This is a genomic window from Mesorhizobium sp. WSM4822, from assembly GCF_055811155.1.
The window spans coordinates 137,339-149,632 of the sequence record NZ_JBVVQM010000013.1; the positions used below are offsets into that span (position 1 = coordinate 137,339).

The window sequence follows — 12,294 nt, forward strand, 5'->3', positions numbered from 1 at the left end:
CGCCTTAAGAAAGATTTAGAGAGGCCCCGCCGCTCCTGCCGTCAAGCCGGGTGACGTTACGGAAAGCAAGGAAACTGTCGTTCAGGTAAACAAGGCGTATCGATCATTCCGCGGCCTGAAGTTTCGGCCGCGCCAGCGTACTCGACAGGCGTTCGAGCAGCCTTTGGCGTTCGCTCGAGGCCTTGTCGGCGCTGGCTCGACGGACGTGACCATAGCCGCGAATCAGGGCCGGCACCGAGGCCAGCGCAACCGCCGCATCGACCCTGGCCGGGGCCAGCGATCCGGCGATGAGCTCCAGATCCGCCTCATACTGCGCCAGGAGCCGCCGCTCCATGCGCCGTTCGGCGGTATAGCCGAACAGGTCGAAGGCGGTGCCGCGCAGGCCCTTCATCGCCGACAGCAGGCGAAAACCCTTCATCATCCACGGGCCGAAGCTCGATTTCCTAGGGCTTCCGTCATTGCCGCGACGGCCCATGATCGGCGGCGCGAGGTGGAATTCGAGCTTTTCGTAGCTCTGGAACTGTTTTCCAAGTTCGGCGACGAAAGAGCCGTCCGTGTAAAGACGCGCCACCTCGTATTCGTCCTTGATCGCCATCAGCTTGAACAGGTTCCTGGCGGCGGCCTGCGATACCGTGGTCGACCCAGGTACGGCCTTCGCTTCGGCGGCGCGCAAAACGGCAAGTTTTTCGGCATAACGCCTGCCATAGGCGGCGTTCTGATAGGCTGTCAGGAAGGCGACGCGGCGGGCGATGATATCGTCCAGTGTCTCGGCGACATCCGTGCCCGGGCCGGCCTTTCCAGCCACGGCTGGACCCGGCTGGGCAACGAGGCCGCGCACGAATTCCGGCTGATGGGCAGCGCGACGTCCCCAGCGGAACGCGGCAACGTTCATCGCCACGGCTTCGCCATTGAGCTCGATCGCCTTCTCGACCGCCTCGGCGGACAGCGGCAGGCCGCCATGCTGGAAGGCAAAGCCGAGCATGAACATGTTGGCGCCGAGCGAATTGCCGAAAAGTGCCGTGGCGGTGCGGGTGGCGTCGAAGAAATGCGCCTTGTCGTCGCCCGCGGCCGCGCGGATCGCCTTCTTCAGGCGGCCTATCGGCAACGAGAAATCCGCCGAGCGGGCAAATTCGCCAGGCATGATCTCGGCGGTGTTGGCGACGAAGATGGTGTGGCCCTCGCGCACCGCGGTCAGCACCTTCTTGGCGCCCGAAACGACGAGATCGCAGCCAAGCACCAGATCGGCCTTGCCGGCCGAGACGCGGATGGCATGGATGTCGTCCGGCGTGCGGGCGATGCGGACATGCGTGAACACCGAGCCACCCTTCTGGGCGAGGCCGGCCATGTCGATCATGCCGCAGCCTTTGTCCTCGAGATGCGCCGCCATGCCGAGCACCGCACCGACGGTGACGACGCCGGTGCCGCCGACGCCGTCGATGATCGCCGCCCAGCCCTGCTCGCCAAGCGGGAATTGCGCCGGCACGGGCACGCCTTCCAGCGGATCGGCCTTGCCGGCAAGGCCCTCGGCCTTGCGGATCTTGGCGCCGTGCACAGTGACGAAGGAGGGGCAGAAGCCGTTGACGCAGGAGAAATCCTTGTTGCAGCTCGACTGGTCGATCTTGCGCTTGCGGCCGAATTCGGTCTCGACCGGCTGGATCGAGACGCAGTTCGACTGCACGCCGCAATCGCCGCAGCCCTCGCAGACCAGCTCGTTGATGAAGACCCGCTTGTCGGGATCGGGGAAGGTGCCGCGCTTGCGGCGGCGGCGTTTTTCGGCGGCGCAGGTCTGGTCGTAGAGCAGCACGGAGACGCCTTTGACATCGCGCAGCTCGCGCTGGACGAGATCGAGGTCGTCGCGGTGATGGATGGTGGCGCCGGCCGGGAATTCGGCCTTGCCGGCATATTTGCCGGGCTCATCTGTGACGATGGCGATGCGGTCGACGCCTTCGGCGCGCACCTGCCTGGCGATCATGTCGACGGTCAGGCCGCCTTCGTGCGGCTGGCCGCCGGTCATGGCGACGGCGTCATTGTAGAGTATCTTGTAGGTGATGTTGGCATCGCTCGACAGCGCGAAGCGGATCGCCAGCGTACCGGAATGGTTGTAGGTGCCGTCGCCGAGATTCTGGAAGATGTGCTCGCGCTTGGAGAACGGCGCCTGGCCGACCCATTGCGCGCCCTCGCCGCCCATGGCCGTGAAACCGACGGTGTTGCGGTCCATCCACAGCGCCATGAAGTGGCAGCCGATGCCGGCCGCGGCGATAGAGCCGTCCGGCACCTTGGTGGACGAATTATGCGGGCAACCGGAACAGAAGAACGGTGTGCGCGAGCCGATGTCGGTGGCCTCGGTGAGCATTGCCTGGAACTGGCGCAGCTTCGCCACCCGCGCCGAAATCTCTTCGGACGGGCCGATGGTCCTGACGATCCTCTCGCCAAGCGCAATGGCGATCTCGTTGGGATCGAGCGCGCCCTTGGCCGGAAACAGCCAGTCGCCGCGCTCGTCCTTCTTGCCGATAATGACCGGTTGGGTGGCAGTGCCATAAAGGCTTTCGCGCAGCTGCACTTCGATCAGCGAGCGCTTCTCCTCGACGACGACAATGGTGTCGAGGCCGCGGGCGAAATCGGCGATGTGATGCAGGTCGAGCGGCCAGGGGCAGCCGACCTTGAACAGCCGCACGCCGATGCGGTTGGCGGCCGCCTCGTCGATGCCGATGTCCTCCAGCGCCTGACGGACATCGAGATAGCTCTTGCCCAGCGTGATGATGCCGATCTTCGGGTTGCGGCCGCCCGAATAGACGATGCGGTTCAGCCCGTTGGCAAGGATGAAGGCGGAAGCCGCGGCGCGCTTGTGCTCATGCAGCCGCTCCTCCTGACCGAGCATATCGATCTCGTGGCGAATGTTGAGACCGCCTGATGGCATGTCGAAATCCGGCACGACGATGTTCAGCCGCTCGAGCGAGGCATCGACCGAGGCCGTCGATTCGATGTTGTCCTTGACGCATTTGATCGCCGCCCAGGTACCGGCAAAGCGCGACATGGCAAAGCCGTAGAGCCCGTAATCGATGATCTCCTGGACACCGGCGGGATTGAGGATCGGCACCATCGTGTCGACGAACAGGAATTCGGTGGCGTGCGCATTGGTCGAGGATTCGGCCATATGGTCATCGCCCATCAGCGCAAGCACGCCGCCATGCTTCGACGATCCGGCGAGGTTGGCGTGGCGGAACACGTCGCCTGAGCGATCGACACCCGGTCCCTTGCCGTACCAGACCGAAAAGACGCCGTCATGAGTGCCCTCGCCCAGCAGTTCCGTCTGCTGCGTTCCCCAGCAAGCGGTGGCGGCAAGCTCCTCGTTGAGACCCGGCTGGAAGACGATGTCAGCCTGGGCGAGCTGTTTCTTCGCCTTCCAAAGCTGCATGTCGAGGCCGCCGAGCGGCGAACCGCGATAGCCGGAGACGAAGCCGGCCGTGTTCAGGCCGGCGCGGCGATCACGCTCGCGCTGCATCAGCAGCATGCGAATGACCGCCTGCGCGCCAGACGGGAAGATGCGCTCCTTTGCGAGATCGAACTTGTCGTCGAGCGCGACGTCGTGCAGCGTCATCAGGCATTTCCTCTGCGGAGGCCACGCGGGGCAGGCAGCCAACGTCGGGGTCGGATGACGCATCCTTTCTCCCCTTGCAAGGCAGGTCAAACAAAATCGCAGATGCCAGGCAACGCGCAACGAACAGTCCGCGGCCATCCTGAATCGGGTATGAAACCGGTCCGCGGATATTGCCCGGCGCACGAAAATTTCAGCTGCGGCCCGGATGGCCACGACGCGTCAGCCGCCCTTCGAGCAATCCGGCTTCGGTTCGCCCGGCAGCTTGCCGTCGGGATGGCCGACGAGATCGGGATTGGCGGTGTAGAGCTGGTCGATGACCAGCGGCCGGTCGGGCAGGATCGACTGGTCTTCCGTCGACATCAGCGTGGTGTCGATCTTCTGCAGGACCGCGCCGTCGGCGCCTTTGATGCTGATGGCAATCGCATAGGGCTTGTTCTTGACGACGCAGGTCAGTGTCGGACTCTCCAGCGTCACCTTGTCGAGCTTCGGCCAGACCTTCTGCTCGACCACCAGAGGCGCGCCGCCGGCGGGATCCTGGAAGCTGGCGACCGCGACCTGGCCCTCTCCCATCGGCTTCAGCGGCCGCAGGGTCACGACATAAGTCGCCCTTGCGAGGCGGTAGTTGAAGACGAATATCTTACCGGAAATCTCGAACAGCTTGCCTTCGTCATTGCCGGTATCGCGGCAGGCGCCGAGCGCAACGGCCGCGATGAGTGCCACGCCGACAAGGATCGAACGGGAAAGGCCGCTACGCATTCCTGACCTCATTTTCCGCCATGCGACGGCGACGATAGTGACGGCTTGCCTTCTGCCTGTTGCCACACACCGCCATGTCGCACCAAAGGCGGCTGGAATTGCGGCTTCTGTCGACGAACAGCCAGGTGCAATTGGGACAGATCCTGAGCCTCGCGACGGTGTCGTCGCGCAGAAGCGACAACGCCGAAACCGCCAGTGCCACCTCGAAGGCGATCGGCGTCAGGGGATCACCGAACGGCCTCCCCGGCGCACCGATCTCGGTCCGGCTGCCGGCAAGGCCATCGGCGCAAGCTCTCAGGAATCCAGGCAGATCAGTGGTGGCAACCGCGCCCTTCGACGCCGCTCCACGAAACAGCCGGTCGGTCGCCTCGCGGATCGACAGCACGACGGGTGCGATCGCCACCGCCGAGGATACCGCCAATGGCCTATCGCCAAGTTCGGCAGCGCGAAAGCGGCTCGCCGCATCGGCGAAGCGGGCAATCTCGGCCGGATCGTCGAAGCGATCGAAGGTTCGCCCCGGATCGCCGCGCAGCACGACGGTGTTCGCTGTGTCGAGCGCAAGCAGGCCGCCGGTGAAGCGGTGCGGGGTCCAGGATACCGTCATGGCGAAAATCTAACCCATAAATCGTATTTGACAAGTTAGATTCAGCGATGCACCCTCACTCTGGGCTGCGGTGATCTTCGCAGCCTTTTGAGCCTGTCGTTGGCCAGGACCGCTTCGCACTTTTGGGCGGCATGCTTCGAGGTTTTGCATGCTCTATTTCTTCCAGCAGGTGCTGAACGGGCTGCATTCGGGCGCGCTTTATGCGCTGCTCGCCTTTGGCTATGTGCTGACCAACGGCATCCTGCACCGCACCAATCTCGCCTATGGCGCGTTGTTCGCCTTTTGCGGCCAGACGATGATCCTGACCGCGGCCTTCGGCTATCAGGTGCTGTGGCTGACGCTGCTGGCGGCGGTGGCGCTCGGCGTCGTCGCTGCGTTCCTCTATGCCGCGCTGATCAGCCACGTGCTGTCGCGCAGTGTCTTCGAACCTTTGGCCGATCGCACGCCCAATGCAATCGTGGTGACGACGCTCGGCATCCTGCTGCTGCTGTCCGAAGCGAGCCGTATCGCCGCCGACACGCATGATCTGTGGCTGCCGCCGATGCTGGCGCAGCCTATCGTTTTCGCGCAGGGCGCCACCTTCAAGGCAACGCTGACGCTCATCCAGATCATCGACTGCGCCGTGGTGGTGGCGGCAATCGCGCTGGCCAGCCGGGCCTTTGCCCGGTCGAGCTTCGGACGGCGCTGGCGCGCCGTCTCCGACGACCCCAAGGCAGCCGCGATGTGCGGCGTCGACGTGCGCGCGGTGTTCCGGCGCGCGGTGCTGTTCGGCGGCTTCTGCGCCGCACTGGCCGGTGTCATGGCCGGGCTTTATTACGGCAATGTCAGCTTCGGCTCGGGCCTCGTCTACGGCCTGAAAATCCTGTTCGTGACGGCGGTCGGCGGCTATCTCTCGCCATTGCGCGCGGCGCTCGGCGCGGCCGCCTTCGGCATGGCCGAATCGCTGTGGGCCGGCTATTTCCCGGTCGAATGGCGCGATGCGTGGATGTATCTGTTCCTGGTCACGACGCTGATCCTGATCGGCGCCGGCCGCGACACCGGCAAAATCGCCTGAAACGTCAGACTTTGGTTGCATGACGCCAGGGCAGATCGCCGGTATTGGGCACTGTCTGCCATGCGATGATATTTGCTCCCTCTATCCTTGTTGACCCGTCAGTCCACGCGCGGCATACCGTTGGACCACGCGGCGTGACGGACAAAAGGGGGAAGCCGGCACGCCTCCGGTACAAGGGAGGAATGCATGGCAGGGCTTCTTGCTCTATCCAGGACAATTGATCGCGCCAACGAATTCATCGGCAAGTGGATATCGTGGCTGATCCTGCTGGCGATCCTGGTGAGCGCCGCCAACGCCATTATCCGCAAGGTGTTCGACATATCCTCGAACGCCTGGCTCGAGCTGCAATGGTATCTGTTCGGCGCCGCCTTCATGCTGGCCGCCGCCTATACGCTGAAGCAGAACGAGCATATCCGCATCGACGTCGTCTACGGCCTGTTTTCACGCCGCGTGCAGCACTGGATCGACCTGCTCGGGCATGTCTTCTTCCTGATGCCGTTCGTGACGCTGATGGTGATCTATTTCGTGCCCTATGTGTCGCTGTCGTTCCGCAGCGGCGAGATGTCCAACAATTCCGGCGGCCTGATCATCTGGCCGGCCAAGGCCATCCTGCTCGTCGGTTTTTTCCTGCTCGCGCTCCAGGGCATCTCCGAGATCATCAAGAAGATCGCCATCATGCGCGGCGACATGGACGACCCCAATCCCTTCATATCGGTGCATGAGCAGGCCGAACTCGAAGCCAAGGCGCTGGCCGACGAGGTGCGTTCGTGATGGAGTTCATCGCGCAGAACATGGCGCCGATCATGTTCGCCTCGCTGATCATTTTCCTGCTGATCGGCTACCCCGTCGCTTTTTCCTTGGCCGCCAACGGCTTGATGTTCTTCTTCATCGGCGTGCTGCTGTCGCCTTATTCCGGAGGATCGATCAACCTCGCCTGGCCGCTCCTGCACGCATTGCCGGATAATTTCTACGGCAGCCGAGTGATGTCGAACGACACGCTGCTGGCCATCCCGTTCTTCACCTTCATGGGCATCGTGCTCGAGCGATCGGGCATGGCCGAAGACCTGCTCGACACGATCGGTCAGCTGTTCGGGCCAATCCGCGGCGGCCTTGCCTATGCGGTGATCTTCGTCGGCGCGCTTTTGGCTGCGACCACCGGCGTGGTGGCGGCTTCCGTCATCGCCATGGGCCTGATCTCGCTGCCGATCATGCTGCGCTATGGCTATGACCGCCGGCTCGCATCCGGTGTCATTGCCGCCTCCGGCACGCTTGCCCAGATCATCCCGCCGTCGCTGGTGCTGATCGTGCTTGCCGACCAGCTCGGCCGCTCGGTCGGCGATATGTACGCGGGCGCGCTGATCCCGGGCCTCGTGCTCACCGGCCTCTATATGTCCTATATCCTGATCATGTCGATCATCCGGCCGAACTCGATGCCGGCGCTGCCGCTAGAGGCTCGTACACTCGGCCATGGCGTGATGTCGCTGCTGGTGGCTTTGCTGGTCACATCAGCGGTTTCCTATGCAGTATATCGTTATCTGGCGCCGGCGCATGGCGACAACGCCGACATTCTCGGCGCGACCGCCGGGGTGCTGTTCATCTACATCGTGGCCATTGCCGACAAGCGCCTGAACTTCAACATGATGTCCAGGCTGGCACAGCAGGTGATCATCGTGCTGATCCCGCCACTGGCGCTGATCTTCCTGGTGCTGGGCACCATCTTCCTGGGCATCGCCACGCCGACCGAAGGCGGCGCCATGGGTTCCGTCGGCGCCTTGTTCATGGCGGCGGCAAAGGGGCGCTTGTCGCTGGACGTCGTCAAGCAGGCACTGGCCTCGACGACAAGGCTTTCGTCCTTCGTGCTGTTCATCCTTATCGGCGCACGGGTGTTCTCACTGACCTTCTACGGCGTCAACGGCCACATCTGGGTCGAGCACCTTTTGACGTCGCTGCCGGGCGGCGAGGTCGGCTTCCTGATCGGCGTCAACATGCTCGTCTTCTTCCTCGCCTTCTTCCTCGACTTCTTCGAATTGGCGTTCATCATCGTACCGCTGCTGGCGCCCGCCGCCGACAAGCTCGGCATCGACCTGATCTGGTTCGGCGTGCTCCTGGGCGTCAACATGCAGACCAGCTTCATGCACCCGCCCTTCGGCTTCGCGCTGTTCTACCTGCGTTCGGTGGCCGCGCGCGTGCCCTATCTCGATCGTCTCACCGGCAAACAAATCGCGCCGGTGACCACCGGACAGATCTATTGGGGCGCGGTGCCCTTTGTCTGCATCCAGGTGATCATGATCGGGTTGACCATCGCCTTTCCGCAAATGGTGATGCACTACAAGGGAACGACCGTCGATCCGGGCACCATCGACTACAAGGTACCGGAGGTGCCCGGCCTGTCACCGCTCGGCACACCGCCGGCGGATGGAGCGGCGCCCGCTGGCGGCGGCACGGCGCCGGCAGCTCCTGACCTTTCGCAACCGCCCAGTTTCGGCGATCCGGCACCGGCAAAGCCGGCAGCGCCACAGCCCGACCTGTCGCAACCGCCAAGCTTCAACTGAACCGGCATGGTCAAGACCATGAAAGCAGTGCGGCTGGAAGCGGTGGGCGGCATCACGCTGCGCGACGTCGACATGCCCGACATCGGTGCGGATGAGCTGCTGGTGCGCGTCGAAGCCTGCGGCGTCTGCGGCACGGATCGGCATCTGTTTCACGGCGAATTTCCGTGCACGCCGCCGGTGACGCCCGGGCATGAGTTTTCCGGTATCGTCGAGGCGATGGGAAAATCGGTCTCGGGTTTTGCCATCGGCGATCGTGTCACCGGCGACCCCAACATCGCCTGCGGGCGCTGCGCGCGTTGTCACGCGGGACAAGTCAATCTCTGCAGCAATCTGCGCGCCATCGGCATTCATCGCGACGGCGGCTTTGCAGAATATCTTGCCTTGCCGCAGAAGCAGGCTTTCGTGCTGCCTGCGAGCCTCGATCCCATGCACGGTGCGTTTTGCGAGCCGCTGGGCTGTTGCCTGCACGGCGTCGACCTTGCCAGGGTCAAGCCGGGCAGCTCCGTGGTCGTGCTTGGCGGCGGCGTGATCGGCCTGCTCACCGTGCAGCTGGCAAGATTGGCGGGAGCCACGACCATCATCCTGTCGACCAGGCAAGCTTCGCGGCGCGCGCTCGCCGAGGACCTCGGCGCGACAATGACGGTCGATCCGACAGCCACCGATGTCATCGATGCGATCGCCGGACCGGCGGGGCTGATGCCAGGCGGTGTCGACGTCGTCTTCGAATGTGCGGGCGTGCGAGAGACCGTCGAGCAGTCGATGCGGGTGGCCCGCGCCGGTGGCACGATCGTCATCCTCGGCGTAACGCCGCAAGGCATGAAGGCGGAATTCGAGCCCTTCGACCTGTTGTTCCGGGAACTGAAGGTGCTGGGTTCCTTCCTCAATCCCTACACCCATCGCCGCGCCGCCGAAATCATCGCTTCCGGTACGATCGAGATCGACAGGCTGATCTCCAGGCAGGTATCGCTTGAAGAAGCGCCAGCGGTGATCGCCAATCCGCCGGCGCCCGGCGAGGTCAAGGTTCTGGTGGTGCCGCGCCGAGGCTGAACCGCCGGCTTCGCCTCCCGGACATACAGAAAAGCTCCCTGAGCGGGTTCCGCCCAGAGAGCTTTTGAGCAGAAGTCCGGCCGACTACAGCTTGCCGTTGCGCTGCTGGACCATCATGAAGGTGTCGTAATTGTATTCAGCCACCTGCGCCCAGAGATAATGCTCCTTGCGGAAGCCCTTGATCGATTCCCAGATCTTCTTGAACGGGGCGTTGGAGGCTTCCATTTCGGTGTAGACCTCGTTGGCCTTTTCGAAGCAGGCGGCCATGATCTCCTGGCTGAACGGGCGCAGTTTCGCGCCGCCGGCCACCAGCCGCTTCACCGCCGCAGGGTTCAGATAATCGTATTTCTGCAGCATGTTGGCGTCGGCCGCCTGCGCGGCAGTGCGCAGCAGCGACTTGTACGTCGGCGAAAGTTCTTCGTACTTCGCCTTGTTGAACATCAGGTGGACGGTCGGACCGCCCTCCCACCAGCCGGGATAGTAATAATAGGGCGCGACCTTGTAGAAGCCGAGCTTCTCGTCGTCATAGGGCCCAACCCATTCGGCCGCGTCGATGGTGCCTTTCTCCAGCGCGGGATAGATATCACCGCCGGCGATCTGCTGCGGCACGACGCCGAGTTTCTGCACCACCTTGCCGGCAAAACCGCCGATTCGCATCTTGAGGCCGGAAAGGTCGGCCACCGTGTTGATTTCCTTGCGGAACCAGCCGCCCATCTGCACGCCGGTGTTGCCGCCCGGCAGGCCGAAAAGGCCCTGCGTGGCGAGAAACTCGTTGAACAGGTCGATGCCGCCGCCGTGGTAATGCCACGCATTCATGCCGCGTGCGTTGAGCGAAAAGGGAACCGCCGCACCGAGCGCCCATGTCGGGTCCTTGCCCCAGTAATAATATGCCACCGTATGGCAGGCCTCGACCGTGCCGGCCGTGGCGGCGTCGGCGGCCTGCAGGCCAGGCACCAGCTCGCCGGCAGCAAAAACCTGGATCTGGAAATTGCCGTCGGTGGCTTCCGACAGCATCTTCGAGAACACCTCGGCGCCGCCATAGATGGTGTCGAGCGACTTCGGGAAGGACGACGCCAGCCGCCATGTCACCTTGGGATTGGACTGCGCGATTGCAGGCGCCGCCAGCGTGGCCGCCGCGGCCGCGGCACCTACGCCGGTGGCACCGGCCTTGCGAATGAATGAACGACGATCCATGAAGTTCCTCCCTTTTGGATCAACAGGCCGACGCCAGGAAATCCTCGGTTTCCGTGTCGGTTCGTTCGAGACAATACACAGGCAAGAAGTCGAGTCCAGCAGGCCGGCCCGATTTGACGGCGAAGCCCGGCTGCCCTGCAACTATAGTCTAACAGGCCATTTCGTGGCCCATGCGACACGTTGAAACTTGGCATGGAAAAATGCCCGGCGATGGCCTATTTTGCAGGCAGGACATCCTTGCCCAGATGGAACATAGAGCCAAAATGCACCAGCCGCTCGTCGCCATATCGACCGACGTCCGTCAGTTCGACAACTACACCTGGCATGCAGCCCCACAACAATATCTGGAAGCGGCGATCACCGGCGCCGGCGTGTTCCCGGTGCTGGTGCCATCGTTCGGCGATCGGCTCGATTTCGACGAACTTCTATCGTCGGTCGACGGCGTCATGGTCACCGGCTCGAAATCCAATGTGCACCCCTCGCTCTATGGCGGCGACGCCAGCGAAGCCAATGGCCCCTATGATCCGGCGCGCGACGCCACGACGCTGCCGCTGATCCGCCGGGCGATCGAACGCGGCGTGCCGCTACTCGCCATCTGCCGCGGCATCCAGGAATTGAACGTGGCGTTGGGCGGCACGCTCGGCGCCGAGATCCAGGAGCGCGAGGGCTCGCTCGACCACCGCGCGCCGGTGAGCGACAAGCAGGACGAACGCTTCGCCATCCATCAGACCATTTCGATCAAACCTGACAGTTGCCTGGCCGGCGTGTTCGGTGCCGGCGACATCAAGGTCAATTCGCTGCACCGCCAGGCAATCGACCGGCTCGGCTCGAAGCTGCAGGTCGAGGCCGTCGCCACCGATGGCACGGTCGAGGCGGTTTCGGTGCGCGACGCCCGCGCCTTCGCCGTCGGCGTGCAATGGCACCCGGAATACTGGGTCAAGTCGGACAGCAATTCGGTGAAAATATTCCGTGCCTTCGGCGATGCTGTTCGGCTGCACGCCGCAGCGAAGGCCGGCGCGCGGGCCGCGGCGGAATAATCAGTCGCCAGATTTTTTGTCACCGGTGGCCGCCAGCGACAGCAATGGTAGCGCCGGGGCATAGGATTCGTAGCCGTCGCCATCGGCAGCCGCGAAGGTGACGATCGGATCGGTGCCATTGGCGCTGAAGGCGACCGTGCCATCGTTTTGCTCGCGCCAGAACTTCGCCTGCTCTATGCCCGGCAAGAGCCGGCGGCATTTGGGAGCAACGGTGAGCAGCGACAAACCGTCCGAAATTTCGGCCCCGCGGCTGACTGCACAGACCGCCTCATCGCCATTGGCGACCAGCCTGTAGCTGTTGGACGGGGCGGCCTCGTTGGCCACGCTTTCACGGCTGCCGCCATGAAACAGCTGGATGCCACCAAACAGCGCCGCGGCAGCGATCAATGCGGAAAGTGCTTTCATCATTCTTCATCCACGTACACGGACAGGTTGAACAATGATTCCAAAGC

Annotated in this window: 10 protein-coding genes; 5 read left to right on the forward strand and 5 right to left on the reverse strand. The window is 63.6% G+C overall.

Annotated features, from left to right (window positions below; translation table 11 throughout):
• Positions 1–103 precede the first annotated feature (103 nt).
• The 3 genes from AC0L3E_RS26795 to AC0L3E_RS26805 form a co-directional block, all read right to left on the reverse strand.
• Positions 104–3,598 (reverse strand): indolepyruvate ferredoxin oxidoreductase family protein, encoded by a 3,495-nt coding sequence (locus tag AC0L3E_RS26795; protein ID WP_473606006.1) that lies wholly within the window; start codon positions 3,596–3,598, stop codon positions 104–106.
• Positions 3,599–3,817: 219 nt separating this feature from the next.
• Positions 3,818–4,354, reverse strand: a complete 537-nt coding sequence (locus tag AC0L3E_RS26800) for a hypothetical protein (protein WP_473606007.1) — start codon at positions 4,352–4,354, stop codon at positions 3,818–3,820.
• Entirely contained in the window at positions 4,347–4,958 is a 612-nt protein-coding gene (locus tag AC0L3E_RS26805) for a CGNR zinc finger domain-containing protein (RefSeq protein WP_352580245.1), read from the reverse strand. The genes AC0L3E_RS26800 and AC0L3E_RS26805 overlap by 8 nt, the downstream gene beginning before the upstream one ends.
• Positions 4,959–5,106: 148 nt before the next feature.
• Here AC0L3E_RS26805 and AC0L3E_RS26810 point away from each other — a divergent pair, with 148 nt between their 5' ends.
• The 4 genes from AC0L3E_RS26810 (at position 5,107) to AC0L3E_RS26825 (ending at position 9,611) form a co-directional block, all read left to right on the forward strand.
• A complete protein-coding gene (locus AC0L3E_RS26810; RefSeq protein WP_473606008.1) occupies positions 5,107–6,012 on the forward strand; it encodes a branched-chain amino acid ABC transporter permease in 906 nt (301 codons plus the stop codon).
• Positions 6,013–6,198: 186 nt separating this feature from the next.
• Complete coding sequence (locus AC0L3E_RS26815; RefSeq protein WP_473606009.1) at positions 6,199–6,783, forward strand: TRAP transporter small permease subunit; 585 nt, start codon at positions 6,199–6,201, stop codon at positions 6,781–6,783.
• A complete protein-coding gene (locus AC0L3E_RS26820; protein WP_473606039.1) occupies positions 6,783–8,564 on the forward strand; it encodes a TRAP transporter large permease in 1,782 nt (593 codons plus the stop codon). The genes AC0L3E_RS26815 and AC0L3E_RS26820 overlap by 1 nt, the downstream gene beginning before the upstream one ends.
• Before the next feature lie 18 nt (positions 8,565–8,582).
• The gene (locus tag AC0L3E_RS26825; RefSeq protein WP_473606040.1) at positions 8,583–9,611 is read left to right on the forward strand and encodes a zinc-dependent alcohol dehydrogenase family protein; all 1,029 of its coding nucleotides are present in this window, start codon (positions 8,583–8,585) and stop codon (positions 9,609–9,611) included.
• An 84-nt stretch (positions 9,612–9,695) separates the two neighbouring features.
• Here AC0L3E_RS26825 and AC0L3E_RS26830 read toward each other — a convergent pair whose 3' ends face one another.
• Complete coding sequence (locus tag AC0L3E_RS26830; protein ID WP_027039853.1) at positions 9,696–10,805, reverse strand: TRAP transporter substrate-binding protein; 1,110 nt, start codon at positions 10,803–10,805, stop codon at positions 9,696–9,698.
• 263 nt (positions 10,806–11,068) lie between these two features.
• Between AC0L3E_RS26830 and AC0L3E_RS26835 the strand changes: the two genes are divergently transcribed.
• On the forward strand, positions 11,069–11,842 hold the full coding sequence (locus tag AC0L3E_RS26835) for a gamma-glutamyl-gamma-aminobutyrate hydrolase family protein (RefSeq protein ID WP_027039854.1): 774 nt from the start codon (positions 11,069–11,071) through the stop codon (positions 11,840–11,842).
• Here AC0L3E_RS26835 and AC0L3E_RS26840 read toward each other — a convergent pair whose 3' ends face one another.
• The gene (locus tag AC0L3E_RS26840; RefSeq protein ID WP_032901504.1) at positions 11,843–12,247 is read right to left on the reverse strand and encodes a hypothetical protein; all 405 of its coding nucleotides are present in this window, start codon (positions 12,245–12,247) and stop codon (positions 11,843–11,845) included.
• Between the last annotated feature and the right edge of the window lie 47 nt (positions 12,248–12,294).

What these genes read in the sequence shown, in the direction of transcription:
- AC0L3E_RS26810 (WP_473606008.1), top strand. Translation starts at nt 5,107, where the DNA reads ATGCTCTATTTCTTCCAGCAGGTGCTGAACGGGCTGCATTCGGGCGCG.
- AC0L3E_RS26840 (WP_032901504.1), bottom strand. Translation starts at nt 12,247, where the DNA reads ATGAAAGCACTTTCCGCATTGATCGCTGCCGCGGCGCTGTTTGGTGGC.
- AC0L3E_RS26830 (WP_027039853.1), bottom strand. Translation starts at nt 10,805, where the DNA reads ATGGATCGTCGTTCATTCATTCGCAAGGCCGGTGCCACCGGCGTAGGT.
- AC0L3E_RS26820 (WP_473606039.1), top strand. Translation starts at nt 6,783, where the DNA reads ATGGAGTTCATCGCGCAGAACATGGCGCCGATCATGTTCGCCTCGCTG.
- AC0L3E_RS26825 (WP_473606040.1), top strand. Translation starts at nt 8,583, where the DNA reads ATGAAAGCAGTGCGGCTGGAAGCGGTGGGCGGCATCACGCTGCGCGAC.
- AC0L3E_RS26795 (WP_473606006.1), bottom strand. Translation starts at nt 3,598, where the DNA reads ATGACGCTGCACGACGTCGCGCTCGACGACAAGTTCGATCTCGCAAAG.
- AC0L3E_RS26805 (WP_352580245.1), bottom strand. Translation starts at nt 4,958, where the DNA reads ATGACGGTATCCTGGACCCCGCACCGCTTCACCGGCGGCCTGCTTGCG.
- AC0L3E_RS26835 (WP_027039854.1), top strand. Translation starts at nt 11,069, where the DNA reads ATGCACCAGCCGCTCGTCGCCATATCGACCGACGTCCGTCAGTTCGAC.
- AC0L3E_RS26800 (WP_473606007.1), bottom strand. Translation starts at nt 4,354, where the DNA reads ATGCGTAGCGGCCTTTCCCGTTCGATCCTTGTCGGCGTGGCACTCATC.
- AC0L3E_RS26815 (WP_473606009.1), top strand. Translation starts at nt 6,199, where the DNA reads ATGGCAGGGCTTCTTGCTCTATCCAGGACAATTGATCGCGCCAACGAA.